This is a genomic window from Halovenus anhuiensis (assembly GCF_037080055.1).
Classification (GTDB): Archaea; Halobacteriota; Halobacteria; order Halobacteriales; family Haloarculaceae; genus Halovenus.
The window spans coordinates 124,650-141,652 of sequence record NZ_JBAOJI010000007.1 but is presented as its reverse complement, the minus strand read 5'-3'; the positions used below and the strand labels follow the sequence as shown (position 1 = coordinate 141,652).

The 17,003-nt window shown below is 61.3% G+C and carries 20 protein-coding genes; 8 read left to right on the top strand and 12 right to left on the bottom strand.

Translation table 11 applies throughout. The features are described from left to right. Positions 1 to 10: 10 nt before the first annotated feature. Positions 11 to 247 (bottom strand): UPF0058 family protein, encoded by a 237-nt coding sequence (locus V8P86_RS15690; protein WP_336328227.1) that lies wholly within the window; start codon positions 245 to 247, stop codon positions 11 to 13. Between the two features lie 403 nt (positions 248 to 650). On the opposite strand from V8P86_RS15690, the gene V8P86_RS15685 reads away from it, so the two are divergent. The 6 genes from V8P86_RS15685 to V8P86_RS15660 all read left to right on the top strand — a co-directional run bounded on the left by V8P86_RS15685 (position 651) and on the right by V8P86_RS15660 (position 5,794). After that, positions 651 to 1,307: a chemotaxis protein CheC gene (locus tag V8P86_RS15685; protein ID WP_336328226.1), complete on the top strand. Its 657-nt coding sequence runs from the start codon at positions 651 to 653 to the stop codon at positions 1,305 to 1,307. 40 nt (positions 1,308 to 1,347) lie between these two features. Continuing rightward, positions 1,348 to 1,818, top strand: coding sequence for a CopD family protein (locus V8P86_RS15680; protein ID WP_336328225.1), 471 nt, complete (start codon positions 1,348 to 1,350; stop codon positions 1,816 to 1,818). A 56-nt stretch (positions 1,819 to 1,874) separates the two neighbouring features. Further along, positions 1,875 to 2,546: a PHP domain-containing protein gene (locus tag V8P86_RS15675; protein WP_336328224.1), complete on the top strand. Its 672-nt coding sequence runs from the start codon at positions 1,875 to 1,877 to the stop codon at positions 2,544 to 2,546. 5 nt (positions 2,547 to 2,551) lie between these two features. Then, positions 2,552 to 3,640, top strand: coding sequence for an asparagine synthase C-terminal domain-containing protein (locus V8P86_RS15670; RefSeq protein ID WP_336328327.1), 1,089 nt, complete (start codon positions 2,552 to 2,554; stop codon positions 3,638 to 3,640). A 396-nt stretch (positions 3,641 to 4,036) separates the two neighbouring features. Further along, positions 4,037 to 4,312, top strand: a complete 276-nt coding sequence (locus V8P86_RS15665; protein ID WP_159765535.1) for a PadR family transcriptional regulator — start codon at positions 4,037 to 4,039, stop codon at positions 4,310 to 4,312. A gap of 57 nt (positions 4,313 to 4,369) precedes the next feature. Beyond that, positions 4,370 to 5,794: a signal recognition particle protein Srp54 gene (locus V8P86_RS15660; protein ID WP_336328223.1), complete on the top strand. Its 1,425-nt coding sequence runs from the start codon at positions 4,370 to 4,372 to the stop codon at positions 5,792 to 5,794. On the opposite strand, the gene V8P86_RS15655 is transcribed toward V8P86_RS15660, so the two are convergent. Beyond that, on the bottom strand, positions 5,795 to 6,202 hold the full coding sequence (locus V8P86_RS15655) for an RNA-binding domain-containing protein (protein WP_336328222.1): 408 nt from the start codon (positions 6,200 to 6,202) through the stop codon (positions 5,795 to 5,797). Positions 6,203 to 6,227: 25 nt separating this feature from the next. After that, on the bottom strand, positions 6,228 to 6,779 hold the full coding sequence (locus V8P86_RS15650) for an AAA family ATPase (protein ID WP_336328221.1): 552 nt from the start codon (positions 6,777 to 6,779) through the stop codon (positions 6,228 to 6,230). A 142-nt stretch (positions 6,780 to 6,921) separates the two neighbouring features. Here V8P86_RS15650 and V8P86_RS15645 point away from each other — a divergent pair, with 142 nt between their 5' ends. Together V8P86_RS15645 and V8P86_RS15640 are read left to right on the top strand one after the other, a co-directional pair. Beyond that, on the top strand, positions 6,922 to 7,848 hold the full coding sequence (locus V8P86_RS15645) for an ABC transporter ATP-binding protein (protein WP_336328220.1): 927 nt from the start codon (positions 6,922 to 6,924) through the stop codon (positions 7,846 to 7,848). After that, a complete protein-coding gene (locus V8P86_RS15640) occupies positions 7,845 to 8,714 on the top strand; it encodes an ABC transporter permease subunit (protein ID WP_336328219.1) in 870 nt (289 codons plus the stop codon). Before V8P86_RS15645 ends, V8P86_RS15640 begins: the two co-directional genes overlap by 4 nt. A 14-nt stretch (positions 8,715 to 8,728) precedes the next feature. On the opposite strand, the gene V8P86_RS15635 is transcribed toward V8P86_RS15640, so the two are convergent. The 9 genes from V8P86_RS15635 to V8P86_RS15595 all read right to left on the bottom strand — a co-directional run bounded on the left by V8P86_RS15635 (position 8,729) and on the right by V8P86_RS15595 (position 16,991). Then, the gene (locus tag V8P86_RS15635; protein ID WP_336328218.1) at positions 8,729 to 9,442 is read right to left on the bottom strand and encodes a class I SAM-dependent methyltransferase; all 714 of its coding nucleotides are present in this window, start codon (positions 9,440 to 9,442) and stop codon (positions 8,729 to 8,731) included. 150 nt (positions 9,443 to 9,592) lie between these two features. Further along, complete coding sequence (gene arcS / locus V8P86_RS15630; RefSeq protein ID WP_336328217.1) at positions 9,593 to 11,341, bottom strand: archaeosine synthase subunit alpha; 1,749 nt, start codon at positions 11,339 to 11,341, stop codon at positions 9,593 to 9,595. Between the two features lie 83 nt (positions 11,342 to 11,424). Further along, the gene (locus tag V8P86_RS15625) at positions 11,425 to 12,135 is read right to left on the bottom strand and encodes an energy-coupling factor transporter transmembrane component T family protein (RefSeq protein WP_336328216.1); all 711 of its coding nucleotides are present in this window, start codon (positions 12,133 to 12,135) and stop codon (positions 11,425 to 11,427) included. 1 nt (position 12,136) lies between these two features. Then, positions 12,137 to 12,841 carry an energy-coupling factor ABC transporter ATP-binding protein gene (locus V8P86_RS15620; protein ID WP_336328215.1) on the bottom strand — a complete coding sequence of 235 codons (705 nt, stop codon included), beginning with the start codon at positions 12,839 to 12,841 and terminating at the stop codon, positions 12,137 to 12,139. Beyond that, positions 12,838 to 13,422, bottom strand: a complete 585-nt coding sequence (locus V8P86_RS15615; RefSeq protein WP_336328214.1) for a biotin transporter BioY — start codon at positions 13,420 to 13,422, stop codon at positions 12,838 to 12,840. Before V8P86_RS15615 ends, V8P86_RS15620 begins: the two co-directional genes overlap by 4 nt. Positions 13,423 to 13,501: 79 nt before the next feature. Next, the gene (locus tag V8P86_RS15610; RefSeq protein ID WP_336328213.1) at positions 13,502 to 14,107 is read right to left on the bottom strand and encodes a 30S ribosomal protein S7; all 606 of its coding nucleotides are present in this window, start codon (positions 14,105 to 14,107) and stop codon (positions 13,502 to 13,504) included. Between the two features lies 1 nt (position 14,108). Beyond that, entirely contained in the window at positions 14,109 to 14,537 is a 429-nt protein-coding gene (locus tag V8P86_RS15605; protein WP_336328212.1) for a 30S ribosomal protein S12, read from the bottom strand. A gap of 77 nt (positions 14,538 to 14,614) precedes the next feature. After that, a complete protein-coding gene (locus V8P86_RS15600) occupies positions 14,615 to 15,718 on the bottom strand; it encodes a GAF domain-containing sensor histidine kinase (protein ID WP_336328211.1) in 1,104 nt (367 codons plus the stop codon). 118 nt (positions 15,719 to 15,836) lie between these two features. Beyond that, the gene (locus V8P86_RS15595) at positions 15,837 to 16,991 is read right to left on the bottom strand and encodes a thiolase family protein (RefSeq protein ID WP_336328210.1); all 1,155 of its coding nucleotides are present in this window, start codon (positions 16,989 to 16,991) and stop codon (positions 15,837 to 15,839) included. Positions 16,992 to 17,003 lie beyond the last annotated feature (12 nt).

Genomic DNA, 17,003 nt, shown 5'->3' with positions numbered 1-17,003 from the left:
GAGGGAAAAATCAGTCCGCAGCAGCGGAGACGCGCTCGGTTTTCTTCGAGTCGATTTCGCTGGTGATTCCGTGTGCAAGAGCAAAAACAGCGTCTTTGTGATCTGTCTTCGATTTGTGGATCGATGTCGGCTGCACGCCAAGTTCTGTGTACTTGTCGTGTTCGACGGTATTGCCCGTCTGCTCTTCGTAGTGGTCTTGTACCTGTGCGAGCAGGCCGTGAAGGTGAATGAGTTCCTGCTTTTTCATGGTCATCACCACCTTGTCACTGGAGGGTTATAATGGTACTCTGAGGGCCGTTAACATACGTCCCCGAAGAACCGGCTCCTGAGCCGCTCTACCACTAATGCATTGTTTATTAAAATTTACTACACGGTTCCGAGTTCAGTGAGTGCGTGTTTACTTCTCCTGGAGAAAGCTACCTGGATGCATCGATCTACACCAGATCCTTGGGTTGACTACCATCGAGTGACATGGAACGGCACAAAATTCCATATCGAAAGCAAATCAAACCAGCGTGAGTGCAGTTCCGGGCCGCAAGTAAGAGAACCGTTGTGAAACTCCCGACTTCGGGAGCGAGTGGACGGCCGCTACTTCAAATCTGATTTTGGTGGCGAAACGCCTAACACACTCGTCCCAATACGGATTTTCAATGCCGATACTCATCGATATTCGGAAGCTGACAATCATCGGGAAACTGATCCAACACGGGGCGAAAAACGTCGCAGACTCGCTGTCGACGATGGCGAACATCGACGCCGATATCCAGATCAAGAGTCTCTCCTTCGTCGAGCCCAGCGATATCCCCCACGAGATCGGAGAGGGGGCCTTCCATCACGCGAACATTCGACTGACCGAACCGCCCTATGGTGTCTTTCTGATGACCTTCGACGACCGGACCGGCGAGGAGATCGCCCACCACATGACCGGTCAACCCGTCGAGAACGGCGAACTCAACCAGCTGCAGGAGAGCGCCCTCCAGGAGATGTGTAATATCCTCACCTCCGGGTTCATCGACGGCATCGCCAACACCCTCGAAACGACGATCAACATGGAGACGCCGAGTCTCGAATACGACGACGCGGAGGTCATCGCCGAAGAGACACTCTCACACGTTCACTCAGATTCGCTGTCGATCGTCCTCGATTCAGTCGTCGATCTGGAGGAAGAAAACCGGGAGTTCCAGCTTCGAATCTTCCTCGTGCCCGATCCGGGTGCCTTCGTCAACCTGATCGACAAGCTGGATATCGAGGAGATCCGCGAAATCGACGACCTCACCGCACGGCAGGACGACGACCGGGCGTTCTGAAACCGGACGGTTTGAGTATCTGGCAAGCAGACGGAGAGGTATGACCGCAATCGATGTCGCGTCGTACGTCATTCACTCCGTTTTCGCCGGCCTCTGGACCGGCAGTATTCTGTTCATGACGCTGGGTGTGTTACCACTCGCGCTGAACGGCAACTTCGATGCCGGACCGCTCAGTACGATAACAGGGCGATTCAAGATCCTCTCGCGCACGAGTGTCCTGTTGCTCTTTCTCACGGGCGGACATATGGCCGGGACACAGTACACGACGGAGACGCTGACGGGAAGTACGAACGGATATCTCGTCGTGAGTATGCTGACGTTGTGGTTCGTGACCGCCGGCGTCACGGAAGTCGGTGCGAGTCGACTCGCCGACGGCAGCGGTCGGGACAAGGTCCGAGAGCCCGCGCGCGAGGCACGGCGCTTCTTCCAACTCGGCTCGGTGTTTGCCGTCCTGTTGCTGGTTGTCGCCGGCCTGCTGTCTGCGGCTGGTGCCGGGCTGCTCGTGCTGTGAGTGGCAGGGAGAACCTGAATCGCGGTGCTTTTGACCGACTCTCCCCAACCCCAAGTGTGCTCGCCGTAGAGCTTCACACCCATTCTATACACTCCTACGACGGCCACGACTCCGTCGAACAGTTACTCGACGCTGCACGGGCGAGCAGTCTCGACGCGATTGCGGTCACCGATCACGACGACTTTTCGGCCGGGAGGCGAGCGGCCGAACTCAGTTCGGAGGAGTTGCTGGTTATCCCGGGAATGGAGGTGTCCAGCGCCGCCGGCCACGTGCTCGGCCTCGGAATCGACCGAGCAATCGAGCGAGGGTTGCCCTTCCGGAAGACGGTCGAACGAATCCACGACGCAGAGGGAATTGCAGTCGTGCCGCATCCGTTTCAGGAACTCAGAAAGGGTGTACTCGGGGCGATCCCGAAGACCGAAATCAAGGCAGCAGACGCGATAGAGGTGTACAACTCCCGACTGTTCACCGGACGAGCGAACCGGCAGGCCGACAGCCTCGCCGACGAGTACGGGATGACGAAGACAGCAGGCAGCGACGCCCACATCGCCGAGATGGTCGGACGGGCGCAGACGCTCGTCGAGACCGACGACAGGTCGGTCGACGGAATTCTCACGGCGATTCGTAACGGCAACACGACCGTCCAGGGACGGCGGACCCCCTACCGGATCACTCTCAGACAGGTGGCCGGTTCCGCCACGCGCCGGGCGCGACACCAGTTTTTCTGATGGCGATCACAGGCGCAGATCCCGAGATCGTTCGACGCGCGCTCGATACAGGCGACCCGCTCCCGGGAACGAACGGCTTCGCGGGCGAACTCGACGGGGGTCTCGTCCGAGACGTGCTGGGCCGAGTCCCGCTGTTTTTCGACGGGCAGGAGTGGAGCCACAGGCCAACTGATCTCCCGGACCCGACGCGGCTCCCGGCGGGCCACGTCCGGGCGGACGGCGAACTCACTCGGCAGTTCTCGCTGCCAGATCCGGCACCAGTCGAGACGAACGCGGGCGTCGAGGCAGTTCGGGAAGCGGTGAGAACTGCAGTCGACGGAGTCGATCCCGCTGGGCACGCAATCGCCTTTTCGGGTGGGCTCGATTCCGCGATTCTCGCGGCCCGTCTCGACGCGCCGCTGTACACGGTGGGCTTCCCGGATAGTCACGACATCGAGGCCGCCAGAACGGCCGCAGCGCTGCTCGACCGCGACCTGACCGTCGTCACGCTCGACCGGGAGCGTCTCGAACGTGCGTTGCCCGAGGTGGTAGCGGCGACCGGTCGAACGAACGCGATGGACGTACAGATTGCACTCCCACTGTACGTTCTAGCCGAAGCAGTTCGTGCGGACGGCTACGAACGACTGGTGCTCGGGCAGGGAGCAGACGAACTGTTCGGCGGCTACGCCAAGGTCGCCCGCGCACCCGACGATCCACGAGTCGAGGCGGAGACGGTCCGCGGTGCGCGACGGGAGATGATCGAGACCCTCCCCGCCCAGTTGGAACGAGACGTACTCACGCTGTGGAGCGGCGGAGTCGAACCCGTCGTCCCGCTGTTGTCCGACGCCGTGGTCCGCGCTGCCCTTGCACTTCCGGCCGAGGCACTCGTGACAGACCGGGGAGAACGCAAGTGGGCGCTCAGACTCGCTGCTCGACCGTTTCTGCCGGATCGGATCGTATTTAGAGAGAAAAAAGCAGTCCAATATGGGAGTCTCGTCGCCCGCGAACTCGACCGCCTCGCCAGAGAACGCGGCTTCAAACGCCGGCAAGACGACCACGTCACCGCGTTCATCGAATCCATCGCGACGGAAGACGGCCTGCCGGGATCGACATAGGAGTGACGCTGTGCGCTCTTATGACGGAAACATTGAATATTCGTTGTCCGGGACCGATCATTTGTGTTTGGCGAGTTATGCAGAGAAGTGTACTCATTTTGATGAGAGGTATCCGGGCCCGAATACCGCGCAACGACAGCACTGGTACACACACGTGAAAGAAAGATTGCATATGTGTGGAATATATCGATACCGAGTGATAGCCAAAAATAGCGGTCTCAACAGTTCGCGGTGGTTTTTTCACGAACTGATCGTTCGTTCGGGCCCGAATGGACGGCAACCACAGGGCAGTATCATCTGATACCAGCGGACGAATTCGGCCCGTCTCAAACGGCGACGTATATCGAACGACATATTTAATATATTCAGACAATAAAATAGTAGTGTAAAGTACCAATGTACGACCTGACAGGATTTCAGCGTGATTTGCTGTACGTCATCGCGGGCCGGGAGGAGCCACACGGACTTGCGATCAAAGAGGAACTGGAAGATTACTACGAAAAAGAGATACACCACGGTCGGCTGTATCCCAATCTCGACACACTGGTCGATAAAGGACTCGTCGAGAAGGGCCAACGGGACCGCCGGACGAACTTCTACAGTCTCACGCGACGGGGGCGTCGTGAGATCGAGGCACGCCGAGACTGGGAGAGTCAGTACGTCGAACCCTGATCAGGTCGCCGAGGGCGAGAAAAAGGTTTTACCGGGATGGTCTCGTAGTCGCTTCCAATGGTACTCGACGATCTCGGCAGTTCACTCCGGAGTACACTCGATGACCTTCGGGGCAAATCTCGGATCTCCGAGGACGACATCGACAACATCGTCAAGGAGATCCAGCGTTCGCTGATTCAGGCGGACGTCGATATCGAACTCGTTCGAGAACTTTCAGACAGCATCAAGCAACGGGCCCTCGAAGAGGAACCGCCGGGGGGAACCTCCCCACGTGACTGGGTTCTGCGAATCGTCTACGAGGAACTGGTCGATCTACTCGGCGAATCGACAGAACTCCCACTAGAGGAACAGACAATTCTACTCGCCGGGCTATACGGGTCGGGGAAGACCACGACCGCCGGCAAGATCGCGTGGTGGTTCTCGAAGAAAGGACTCCGACCGGCGATCATCCAGACTGACACCGACCGGCCGGGCGCGTACGATCAGGCCAAGCAACTCGCCGAGGAGGCCGAAGTCGATTACTACGGCGACCCGGACGCGGACAATCCGGAGAAAATTGCTGAGGAAGGGCTACTCGAAACGGCAGACGCCGACGTACAGATCGTCGACACGGCCGGTCGTGACGCGCTCAACCAGGAGTTGATCGACCAGATCGAGCGCATCGAGCAGACGGCCGACCCGGACCGGAACATGCTCGTCATCGACGCGGCGATGGGCCAGAGCGCCAAAGAGCAGGCCCAAGAGTTCGAGGAAACCATCGGCATCGACAGCGTGATCGTCACCAAGGTCGACGGGACGGCGAAAGGTGGCGGCGCGCTCGCGGCGGTCAACGAGACAAACTCGACGATTGGCTTCCTCGGAACCGGTGAGACGGTCAAGGATATCGAACGCTTCGAGTCGTCCAGTTTCGTCTCCCGACTGCTCGGGATGGGTGACCTCGAACAGCTTACCGAGCGCGTCGAGCGCGCGATGGAGGAGACCCAGGCCGAAGACGAAGACTGGGACCCCGAGGACATGCTCGAAGGGCAGTTCACCCTGAAGGATCTCCGCAAGCAGATGGAGGCGATGAACCGGATGGGACCGCTGGATCAGGTGATGGACATGATCCCCGGCCTCGGCGGCGGGATGATGGACCAACTGCCCGACGACGCGATGGACGTGACCGAGGAACGCATGCGCGACTTCGAGGTCATCATGGATTCGATGACCGAGGAGGAACTGGAGAATCCGCGGGTCGTCGGCGCGAGTCGAACCCGGCGGATCGCCCGCGGATCGGGCAAGCCCGAGGATCGGATTCGCGAACTGCTCGAACAGCACAAGATGATGGAGCGCACGCTCAAGCAGTTCCAGGGCATGGGCGACGCCGACATGGAGCGGATGATGAAACAGATGCAGCAGGGCGGCGGCGGTCCCGGCGGGATGGGCGGCGGCGGCGGTGGCGGCCCCGGTATGGGCGGCGGTGGCGGCGGCCCCTTCGGCTGATTACTCTTCGACGGGTTTGCCGTCCTCGGTTCGGGGGGCGATGTGATCGATTAACTCCTCAACCGTCGGTTCCTCGACCTGCACCCGGACGGCGATGACGCCCAGTTCGCCCGGTTCGTCGACGACGAAGTTGACCAGCCCCTGAAAAGCAGCCTGCTTTTTCAGCCGGAAGGAGAAGCCGTCACCGCTGCGGTTGTCGAAAAAGACCCCGCGGGCAGTGTCGAGAATCGCCTGTCGGTGTAGCTGTTCGGAGAACTGTTCGAGGCTGTGGACCGTCGCCGTCAGTTCGCCGTGCTGGAATTCGGGCTCGGCGTCGGGAAAGATTTCAGTGATGGCCTCGGCGACGCGGTTCTGTACCTCTGTATCGTAGACGGGAGCCGTGAGTTCGGCTTCGATTGCGTAGTTCATCGTGTTTCCTCCGTGCGCAGGTCAGTCATGGTGATCCCTCGGTCAGGATATTCGTGATCTGTTCGCGGAACGCTGCCAGTGAGTCGGTGTTCTCGACGGTCAGATCGGCCCGGTCCATCGCCGCACCCATGCCGAAATCAAGTTCGCGCTCGTCGCGGTCTTTCAGCGACTCGCCGCCCTCGTCGTCGCCGGCGTCCCGGCCGCGGAGATCCAACCGTTCTTTCCGGGTCTCGAAAGGAGCCTCGATACAGACCAGCCGAAATTCATCGCCGAAGGCCTCCTCGAAGCGGTCGACTTCCACGTCCGATCTGATCCCATCGACGACGACCGTCTCGCTGTCTTCGAGTTCCGATTCGATGATTGGAAGTGAACGGTCGGCGATGGCCGCCGGCCCGTTTTCCTCCCGCAGGGCCTGTGCGACCCGGCCGTGGTCGGTTGCGGGATCCAGTCCCCGGTCCCGGCACTCCGCCCGGATCACATCGCCCATCGTCACGACGGGAATACCCTCTTCCTCCGCGACAGCGGCCGCTTCGCTTTTGCCGCTTCCGGGGAGTCCGACAAATCCGATGACACTCATTGCCCGTCTTTCGCCGACCCGGAAAATAAACACTGCGTTCACATTTATTGGGAGAGAATCACACGCAGACAGTTTCTTGCGGTGTTTCTGGCTGTGAAACAGGATGCAAAGTTACATGTGGCTTACTCTAGAATTGGCGCACATGACAGCGATCGAAATAAACGGACTCACAAAACGGTACGGCAGTCTCGTAGCTGTCGATAACCTCGACCTGCAGATCAAGGAGGGCGAGGTATTCGGCTTCTTGGGCCCAAACGGGGCCGGGAAATCAACGACGATCAATATCCTTCTGGACTTCGTCAAGCCGACGGCAGGTCAGGCCCGTATATTCGGGATGGGCTGCCAGCAGGAGGGCGAAAAACTGCGCCACCGTATCGGTGTCCTGCCGGAAGGATACGACGTGTACGACCGACTGACGGGCCGTCAGCATCTCGAATTCGCAATCGAATCGAAGAACGCGAACGACAACCCGCAGGAACTGCTCGAACGCGTCGGCATCGCGGACGCCGCCGACCGGAAAGCCAGCGGCTACTCGAAAGGGATGGCCCAGCGACTCATCCTCGGAATGGCACTCGTCGGCGACCCGGATCTGCTCATCCTCGACGAACCGACGACGGGACTCGATCCCAACGGGGCCCGAGAAATTCGCGAGATCATCCGCGAGGAGAACGAACGCGGCACGACTGTGTTTTTCTCCAGTCACATCCTCGGACAGGTCGAGGCTGTCTGTGATCGCGTCGGCATCCTCCGGAAAGGACAACTCGTTGCCGACGACTCGATCGAGGGCCTTCGATCGAACATCCCCGGCGGCCAGAGCCTGGTCGTCGAGGGCTCCGGCTTCTCCGAGAGCGTGCTCGATTCGATCCGCGGAATCAACGGCGTCGAGAGCATCACCGTCAGGACCGAAGGCGAAGTCGTCGCCGTCGGACTGGCAGACGATGCGAGCAAGACCGCAGTCCTTGCCGAAGTCGAGGAGACAGAGGCAATCGTCAACGACTTCGAGACCGAACAGGCCTCGCTGGAAGATCTGTTCGCCGCGTACACGACCGAACAGGAGGTACGAGCATGAGTTGGCAAGCCATCGCCAAGAAAGACTTCCAAGACAGCGTTCGCTCGAAAGTGCTGTGGGGTATTATCGTCCTCTTTGCACTGGCGATCGGCGGGATCGCCTATCTGGTCGTCGACTCCGGTGTCACAGAAGGAGAGGAAGCCATCGTTGGATTCCTGATTACCGGTGTGTTCGGGGTGTTCGTACTCTTTTTCATCCCGATCACCGGGCTGTTCATCAGCATCAAATCGATCGTGCGCGAGCGTGAGAGTGGGACCATTAACCTGCTGTTGTCGTTGCCACACAGTCGTGGCGAGGTGATCTTCGGGAAATTCCTCGGCCGCGCAGCCGTCATGACGATCACGATCGTCGTTGGATTCATTCCCGCACTTGGCCTGCTGATCCTCCAGACGGACATCTCCGCGACAGCGTTGCTGGTGTTCGTGTTCGCGACGGTTCTATTCGGACTGATGTTCGTCGGAATCGGTGTTGGATTCTCGGCACTGTTCAACAGTGAAACGCAGGGGACGGTCGGCGGGATCGTCATCTTCTTCGGGCTGTTTACCTGGCAGTCACTGACGAATCTCCTCCTCGGTGTCGTCGATTACCAGCTCCCGGACTTTGCTGGCCGGTTCGGCTTGACGCAGATGCTCAGAGATATGTTCGTCGCGCTCACGCCAGCTAGTGCGTTCCCCGCCGAATTCCCCGATTCGAGACTGGGGCTGGACGGCGGTTCGGTCGTGACTGGTAGTTTCGATGGAAACACCATCGTCTTCGATGCGGGTGCGTTCTACATGCAGAACTGGTTCGTGTTCGTCATCCTCGCGCTGTGGATCGTCGTTCCGCTGGCGATTGGCTACGCTCGCTTCAATCGGATCGACCTCTGAAGCCGGCCACCGAATCACTCCTTCTGTAGTACCGCCATATAATACGCACTCTCCGAACTCCGCCGTAGCTCGTCGACACTCCACGCTGTCTCGGCGGCCGCATCCCGCAGTCGCTCGGGACTAAACAACCGGAAGAGAAGCGTCTCGCTCACGTCGCCCTCGTACTCGAAGGTCGTCAGGCGAAAGGCCAGCCCGGGAGTCGAATCGTCGCGGTAGCCAAGCAGATCACTGACCCGCTCGTCAGTAGGATCGTACGAATCGACGACTGCCGTCGCAGTGGGCGTCGTCACCTCGGCGAGGTCGACCAGAAACTCCTCGATTCCCCGCATCGACTTCGCTAGACTGAGTTGTGTCCCCCGGACGAGCGCGGACTCGAAGCGGTTGGCGTCGAACTGCTCCGGCAGCGCGAACATGTCCCCGTGACGGGCGTCCGCCACTTCTCGCTCGTTCATGAGGGTGACGAGATGCTGGCTCACTTCGAGTGCCACCGTCTCGAACCGATCCTGAAAGTACAGCGCGTCTCGGCCCGCTCCAGCACCCACGTCGAGAAGCGGTCCCTGGAGGTGTGTCTCGATCCATCCCTCGTCACCCTGGGAAGTGAACGGCTCGAAGTAGAACTGCTCGATGGGGTGTTCTTCGCTCTCTTCGCCGTCGAACTGCAGCAACGGCTCCGACTGGTCGTCGTGGTAGAAATCTCGGATTGCGCGTCCGAACGGGTCGCCGCCCATATCCCGTGCTCGCAGCGCAGTCGTAATAAAATCCCGACGAGTCCACTTCCTTCGCTCAGTCGTTCCCTCGTCGACCCTCGCAAAACCTGCGGTTTTGCTCAGTCCCGACGAATCGCGGTACCGAGTGACGTACCCGTTACGATGTGGTCGCTACTTCTCTTCGAGGTGGCGGACCGAAGACGCGATACCACGTGTGCTTTCGACCATCTCCGGGCCGGACATCTCCGCACGGCCGATGGCGAACGCCTTCGGTCCCTCGATGACGATTTCGTCGCCGACGCGGATCGACTCGCTGGCGTCGACGACGCCCGGCGCGAGGACGGAGCCGTGGGGAACGAAGGCGTCGATCTCCACCCGTTTGGTCGGAGCCGCACTGTCGACCCACCGCCGCGCGCCGGCGATGGTCAGCGCGAGCAGGCCGTACTCCGGGACGAGCATGGCGAGTTGTTCGCCGTCGTCGTCGGTTGCCCGGAGTTTTGGATACCGACTCTCGACGGACAGTTCGTCGAAGATTTCCGGGCCCGCACCCTCGCCGAACTGGTAGTCGGCGATAGCCCGGATCGTGTTGTGCTGGCGCTCGCGCTTGCGGTATTTTGGCTCGTCAGAAAGTGTCGAGGCGAGATTGGCGAGCGAGTCGGTCGTCGTCGGGTGATCAGTGACAGTGTACTCGAACTCGACATCGACCTGTGCGGCGGCCCGCTCGCAGATCGGTCGGTAGTCTTCGGGGACGTGTGCGATGACGCGTGGGTACTCGTTACGGTCGAGATAGGCGGCGAGCACGTCCGAAACGAACTCGATTTCGGTCGCCGTCCAGTTGCCCGTCACCACCGAGTCGTAGTGCTGGGCGGGGTAGGTCAGTTCGAGTTCCTGCGGCACCACACCGATCGGGGAGGTCATCGAGGCGAGATGAGCGCGGTACTGGATCGCGTCGTGGAACTGGGCGTGGCTCTGTGAGTCGCTGTAGGGTTTGCGGGCCGAACAGGGGACCAGCACCAGCGGCGCGTCGAAGCGGTTGCGGTAGCGGTTCGTGACGCGCTCGGCATAGCGCTGGATCTCCACCCGTCGAAGGGTATCGTCGGTCGCAGCGGTAATCTCGTTGCGTCGCAGGACTGGCGTGCGCTCTTCGAGATACGCGTACTGCTGGTCGAATCGGCGAAAGGTGGCGGTCAGCCACTGCTCGTGGCGGGCCTGTCCCTCGATGTAATCCCGGAGTCGACCGGCACGGATTCGCTCGCGGACGGTGCCGAGCGCCGCTCGCAGCGCGCGTTCGTTGTGTTCGGCGCACTCGTCCTGACCGAACTCAGAGCGAGGTGTCTGGCAGGCCGGACACGCACAGGGGAGTTCGGTCAGGTCTTCGAGAAACTCCTCGCCGTCGGTAGTGAGATACTTGCCCTGCAATCCCTTGAGGACGGCCTGATCCGTGTCGAACAGATCGGCGCCCGCGTACGCGAGGATGGCGACGTTGCCGGGGGTGGCGACGCCCGGCAGGTACAGCGCCGTGTCGCCGGGAATCGCTGCCCGCGTCTGGACGATAGCCTCGACGAATGCCCGTGCGTGGCCGGCCAGTTCCTGTGCGTTCGAGAGGACGTAGGCGTCGGTCCCGTGATTCTCCGCGGTGTCCGGGGAAACGACTGCTGCGCTCGGGAAGTCCACATCTGGATAGTCGACGGCGAAGGCCTCTTCGACTTCCTCCGGCGTGCCGCCGGGAAACGCGCGGTGTGGGAGGATCGTCAGTTTCGAGTCGTCGCCATCGACGGCTGTCTCGCCCGGCGTCCATCGACTGCCGGCGTCTTCGCGCACCTCGTCGATCAGGGCCGGGGTCGTCACCGGATCGTCGAGGCGGAGTTCGCCGAGACGTGCGGCACTGTCCCGCTCGTGAATCTCGAAATACTCCGTCATGGCTGACCCCCACGGCGGAGTGATCGCTGGTTCATGCCTTTGAGTACGTCCCGCGGGATAACTGTCCGTCGATCTCTCTGGAGTCAAAACGCCAGGAGCGGGCTGATCGCCAGCAGACCGCCGATCCCGACGACCAGATAATCCGTCCGGGAGAACGCAAGACGAGGCAGCGTCGGATTCCACGCGAAACAGCGCGCCTCCAGCGCGACGGCGAGTTGGTCGGACCGGTCGAACGCGCGCTGAATTGACAGCGCGACGATCTGTCCAGCGCGTTTGTGGACTGGCTGGCGATCACCGCCGCGGGCCGCGAGTGCGTCACGGACTTCCTGCACGTCTGCCCGGAGCACCGGGACGTACCGGATCGTCAGCGCCACGCCGGTCCCGACGAGTTGCCCGGCCCGACTGGGAATCGTCTGCTGGATCGCGGCGCGAGTCTGCCGGACTGGTGTCGCGCGAATGTAGGCTGCGCTGACGAACAGAATCGGGACCACCCGCGCCACCGACAGCACCGAATCGAGGGCGCGGTCGACTCGAAACCACGGCGGCCCGAGCGTGAACCCGGCAATCAGCGGTGCAATCGCCAGCACCACGAGGACAACCCGATACGACCACAGTGCGCGCGAGACGGGGAGCCCGGCGATCCGGACGACCACCGCTCCGAAACCGAACAGCGCGAGCAGTCGCGGGAGCGACGGAGAGACGAACACAGCGATGGCAAAGCCGAACTGAAAGAACAGTTTCGAGCGAGGATCGAGACGGTGAATCGGCGAGTTACCGGGACTGTACGTTAACATTTCACCACCCGTCAGGGACGCGAACGTCGGTTTCGGGGAGTCTCTCGGTTGCTTCCTCGGGAGGCAGATCGAAGGCGATGCGTCCGTCACTGAGTCCAATCACTCGATCGGCACGCAAGCGCAGGTCTCGCAAGTCGTGTGTAACGACGGCGATGCCGACCCCCTCCGCCGCGAGGTCGTCGAGATGGCCGAGGACAGAGCGCTGTGCCGGCCAGTCGAGCCCGTTGAAGGGTTCGTCGAGGACGAGGTGGTCGGGTTCCATCGCCAACGCTCCCGCGATTGCGAGGCGGGCCTGCTCACCGCCGGAGAGGGCCTCGATCCGCTCCTCGCCCCGGCCGTCGAGATTGACTGCAGCCAGCGCCTCGTCGACACGTCTGTCGATCTCCGCGTGATCCAGCCCGAGGTTTTCCGGGCCGAAGGCGACATCCGCCTCGACAGTCGCAGCGACGAACTGCGAGCGAGGCGACTGGAAGACCATCCCGACTGCCGTCCGGGCCGCGACGGGGTCGTCTTCAACGGGCGTACCGTCGACACGAACCGCTCCGCTGTCGGGTTCGAGCAGCCCGTTGAACTGCCGGATCAGCGTCGTCTTGCCGCTGCCGTTCGCGCCAGTCAGGACGGCCCACTCGTCGTCGAGCGTCAACGAGATGCCGTCCAGCACTGGCTCGTCGCCGTAGCTGTAGCGGAGATTCTCGACGGTGATCATCTTCGAGAGAGCAGTTCCCCGCTGCTGGCGACGACGGCAGCCGTGATCGTGATTTTCAACAGATCACCGATGAAAAACGGGGCCATACTCCCCGTCGCCTCGACGAGCGAGAGCCCGGCGACGACCGACAGCCACCCGATACCGATCGCATAGATCGGAGCCAGTCCCGCGAGCAGCCCCGCAGCCACCCATCCAAGCCCCAGCGTCTCGACCGGCCGAGGCGACAGCCGACGGTGGGAGATAGCACCGATCACCACCGCACCGACGACGAATCCCAGCAGGAAGCCGCCGGTGGGACCAGCGATGACACCCAGTCCGCCGGTCGCGTTCGAGAACACCGGCGCACCCGCGACACCGGCGAGCACGTACAGTCCCAGCGCGAACCCGCCCCAGAGCGGGCCCAACAGCAAACCGCCGAAAAAGGCCCCGAAGGGTTGGAACGAGAATGGAATACCGCCCGGAAGTGGAATCGAAAACTGTGCCAGCACGGCCGTCAGCGCAGCAATCACGACTGCGCCGCTCAGGTTTCGGATCGTCTCGCTGTCGACCAGTTCGACCGCCTCGGACCCAGTGTTTCCCATACGAGCAATCCCGTCGTCAACCGTGTTGAAAACTCCGATTGACCGAAGTGAAGACGAATAGAACAGTTTGCAGCGCAGATTATCGGGCGGCAGCCGCGACGCGCTCTTTCTCTTCTTTCTGGTCGACCGCGTAGGTGCCGACATCGTTGCTCGCCGCGCCGATCAGCTGGCGTGCGAGGGCGTCGGCGGCGTCGGTCTCGGTCTTGAAGGAGTCGTTGTAGACACCCTCCGCGAGGAATTTCAGCGACTGATCGACCCGTCGCTGCGGGGAGACGTCGACTGCTTTCGGGACGGAAATGCCACCGTACTTGAGTCGAACCGTCTCCTCTCGTGGGGCGGAGTGTTCGACAGCCTGGACGAGAATCTGGACCGGGTTCTCCTCGGTTCGCTCTTCGATAATCTCGAAGGCGTCCCGGGTGATCTGTGTCGCGAGCTGTTTTTTGCCGGTGTTCTCGTCGGTCTGCATCAGCCGGTTGATCAGCCGCTCGACGATGCTGATCTGGCTCTTTTTGAACTGTTTGTCGGCGTGGCGACCCATCGTGTTGGCGATAGGGGTCACGTTGATGTACCGTTCGGTAGAGACGTCAGAGAATTCGATCTCTTCGACATCGTACTTGCCGAACAGTTGGGCGTTGGCTCCCTCGCTGTCCGCAGGCGCGTCGGGCTCAGGTTGTTCCGTAGACATGTTATCGCACCGGTTTCTCCGCGTTTCCGCGCACGAGTTCGATCATCGATACGCCGTTGACCTTCTCGACTTTGTAGTTGACACCGGAGAGGTCGCCCATCGCTCGACCCTTCGCGCCGCCGATCCCGGCAATGGTGACTTCGTCGTGCTCGTCGATAAAGGAGATAGCGCCGTCACCGGGGCAGAAAGCCGTTACCTGCTTGCCGTTTTTGATCAGCTGGACCCGAACGCACTTTCGGATCGCGGAGTTGGGCTGTTTCGCTTCGATACCGACCTTCTCGAGGACAATGCCACGCCCCTGAGGAGCGCCTTCGAGTGGGTCGGACTGTTCGGCCAGACCCCGCTCGCGGCGCGCGTAATCAGAGTCGGACCACCGGTGTTTCTGGCGGTCCTTCTTGAGCTTGCGCGCGGCGTATTTGCCGTTTGCCATAGTGCGTATTGCTATCTGACGGAGCCACTTAAGGGTCCCCATTCGATGCGCCGTACGTCACTCGCTCCCAGCACCGCTCAGGTCTCAGATGGAGGTTCTCCGGTAGAGAACTCGAACCGTGCGCCGCCTGCTTGGCTCTCCGTGAGACGAACGGTCCACCCGTGTGCGCCCGCAATCTGTTCGACAATTCGAAGTCCGAGTCCCGTGCCCTCATCTGTCGTCGAGTACCCGTGCTCGAACAGTCGTTCCCGCTGATCGTCCGGAATACCGACACCGTCGTCGGCCACGTAGAAACCGGAAGGCTCTCTCTGGCCGACAGTCACGGTAACCGTATCACCGGCGTGTTCGACGCTGTTGCGGAAGAGATTCACGAACAGCTGTTTGAGCCGGTCCCGGTCGGCCCGGATCGTGTCATCCGTGACAACCTCCAGTGTCGCCTGTCGTGTCGCTACGAGATCCCAAGCTTCGGTGGCGACAGTCGCCAAGGAGACCGGGGCCGGGTCGGCGATTACCTCTCCCTGTTTGGAGAGTGTGAGAATATCGTCGATCAGTGTCTCCATCTGTCCGAGTGCATTCAATGCGTGGGATAGGTGTTCGCTCTCACACTCGGATTCAGCCAGTTCGATCCGGCTGGTCGCAACGGACAGGGGACTTCTGAGATCGTGTGAGACAATACTGGCGAAGCTTTCGAGTTGCTTGTTTTTGTCTTCGAGCATGGCCTCGCGCTCGAGACGGTCGAGGGCGCCGGCGGTATGACTCACGAGCAGTTCGGCCAGTTCGACGTCCTGTTCGTCGAAGGCTTCTGGTTCGGTACTGACCGCCTGAAAGACGCCGTGGCCACCGATCGGAACGCTCAGCCCCGAACGGTAGGTTTCGTCTGCGGGATCAGTTTCGTCGTCCGACGTGACGTGATCGATGACGTGGGGTTCCTCGGTCTGGAACGTTTTACCGGCCAGCCCCTGATCGACGCGCATGCGTCGGACCCCGTCTTCCGGCGAGTCCTCCGAGACGGCGTACGGGATGAGCCAGCCGTCCTCGTGAATTTCGACGCTACACATGTAGAAATCGAGGATGTTCGCTGCCGCAGCGACCGTCTGCTCGGCGGCATCGGTCGCGGTTTCAGCACTCTGGATCGTCGTCGCAATCTCGTGTAGTGCCGTCAATTGCGCTTCACTGTCCACACCCACAATAGCGAGTACTGGTTTTTAGATATTCTGGCAAAACAATCCACTCCCGGCCGATCTCTCCCTCGACTGCGACTCCGAACACGATATCGGCCGTTCGCTCCGCTCGGTCTCGCTACTCGACCAACTCGAACTCGATGGCTGCACCCTGACCGAAGCCGACACACTCCGTCGCGATGCCGCGGTCGACACCCTGTCGATGCATCTCGTGGATGAGCGTGACGGGCAGGCGAGCACCGGATGCCCCGAGCGGGTGACCGATTGCGATTGCGCCGCCGTTGACGTTGAGGATATCGTGGTCGATGCCGAGTTCGTCGGCAGAAGCGATTACCTGACTCGCAAAGGCTTCGTTGAGTTCGACGAGGCCGTAATCGTCGATGGTTCGGCCGGCGCGTTCGAGCATATTCTCGACGGCCGGAATCGGACCGATTCCCATCGTGGTCGGGTCGACGCCAGCGACGCCGCTCATGCCGACTTCGGCGAGAATTTCGAGGTCGTTGTCCTTTGCGAACTCCTTGCTGGTGACGAGCACACCGGCCGCGCCGTCGGAAATCTGGGAGGCGTTACCCGGCGTCACCGTCCCGTCCTCTTTGAACACGGTCGGGAGTTCGGCGAGTTTCTCGGCGGTCGTCCCCGGGCGAATGCCCTCGTCTTCGGAGACAGTCACTTCGTTGCCGTCCTCGTCGTGGCCCGTGATCGGGACGATTTCCTCGTCGAACCGGCCCTCCTCGGTGGCTTCGACGGCGCGCTGCTGGCTCCGTGCGCCGTACTCGTCTTGCTGTTCGCGGGAGACGCCGTACTGCTCGGCGACCTTCTCCGCGGTCTGACCCATCGGCAGGTTCTCCATCCCGTAGCGCTCGTCCAGACCGGGGTACATCTTGTCTGCGCCCTGGCCCATCTTCACCATGCTCATGTTCTCGACACCGCCGGCGAAGATTGCGTCCCGACGGCCCGCAGCGACCGCGTCGGACGCGGTCATGATCGTCGTCGCCGAAGAGGCACACTGGCGGTCGATGGTCGTCCCGGGAACGCTCTCGTCCAGCGCGAAAATCGCGATCTGACGAGCGATGTTAGTCCCTTGCTCCTCGCGAGTCTGTGCACATCCCCACATCAGGTCGTCGATCTGCTCGCTTTCCAGCCCTGTCTCCTCCATGATCGACTCGACGACGTGGATCGAGAGATCCTCTGGCCGGATGTTCCGGAGCAGTCCGTCCTCTTTGGCCTGTGGTGTTCGTGCCGCACCGACGATAACTGGTGTGTTCGCTGGCATAGTTCTCTGTAC

What these genes read in the sequence shown, in the direction of transcription:
- V8P86_RS15690 (WP_336328227.1), bottom strand. Translation starts at nt 247, where the DNA reads ATGAAAAAGCAGGAACTCATTCACCTTCACGGCCTGCTCGCACAGGTA.
- V8P86_RS15685 (WP_336328226.1), top strand. Translation starts at nt 651, where the DNA reads ATGCCGATACTCATCGATATTCGGAAGCTGACAATCATCGGGAAACTG.
- V8P86_RS15680 (WP_336328225.1), top strand. Translation starts at nt 1,348, where the DNA reads ATGACCGCAATCGATGTCGCGTCGTACGTCATTCACTCCGTTTTCGCC.
- V8P86_RS15665 (WP_159765535.1), top strand. Translation starts at nt 4,037, where the DNA reads ATGTACGACCTGACAGGATTTCAGCGTGATTTGCTGTACGTCATCGCG.
- V8P86_RS15660 (WP_336328223.1), top strand. Translation starts at nt 4,370, where the DNA reads ATGGTACTCGACGATCTCGGCAGTTCACTCCGGAGTACACTCGATGAC.
- V8P86_RS15655 (WP_336328222.1), bottom strand. Translation starts at nt 6,202, where the DNA reads ATGAACTACGCAATCGAAGCCGAACTCACGGCTCCCGTCTACGATACA.
- V8P86_RS15650 (WP_336328221.1), bottom strand. Translation starts at nt 6,779, where the DNA reads ATGAGTGTCATCGGATTTGTCGGACTCCCCGGAAGCGGCAAAAGCGAA.
- V8P86_RS15645 (WP_336328220.1), top strand. Translation starts at nt 6,922, where the DNA reads ATGACAGCGATCGAAATAAACGGACTCACAAAACGGTACGGCAGTCTC.
- V8P86_RS15640 (WP_336328219.1), top strand. Translation starts at nt 7,845, where the DNA reads ATGAGTTGGCAAGCCATCGCCAAGAAAGACTTCCAAGACAGCGTTCGC.
- V8P86_RS15635 (WP_336328218.1), bottom strand. Translation starts at nt 9,442, where the DNA reads ATGGGCGGCGACCCGTTCGGACGCGCAATCCGAGATTTCTACCACGAC.
- arcS (WP_336328217.1), bottom strand. Translation starts at nt 11,341, where the DNA reads ATGACGGAGTATTTCGAGATTCACGAGCGGGACAGTGCCGCACGTCTC.
- V8P86_RS15625 (WP_336328216.1), bottom strand. Translation starts at nt 12,135, where the DNA reads ATGTTAACGTACAGTCCCGGTAACTCGCCGATTCACCGTCTCGATCCT.
- V8P86_RS15620 (WP_336328215.1), bottom strand. Translation starts at nt 12,841, where the DNA reads ATGATCACCGTCGAGAATCTCCGCTACAGCTACGGCGACGAGCCAGTG.
- V8P86_RS15615 (WP_336328214.1), bottom strand. Translation starts at nt 13,422, where the DNA reads ATGGGAAACACTGGGTCCGAGGCGGTCGAACTGGTCGACAGCGAGACG.
- V8P86_RS15610 (WP_336328213.1), bottom strand. Translation starts at nt 14,107, where the DNA reads ATGTCTACGGAACAACCTGAGCCCGACGCGCCTGCGGACAGCGAGGGA.
- V8P86_RS15605 (WP_336328212.1), bottom strand. Translation starts at nt 14,537, where the DNA reads ATGGCAAACGGCAAATACGCCGCGCGCAAGCTCAAGAAGGACCGCCAG.
- V8P86_RS15595 (WP_336328210.1), bottom strand. Translation starts at nt 16,991, where the DNA reads ATGCCAGCGAACACACCAGTTATCGTCGGTGCGGCACGAACACCACAG.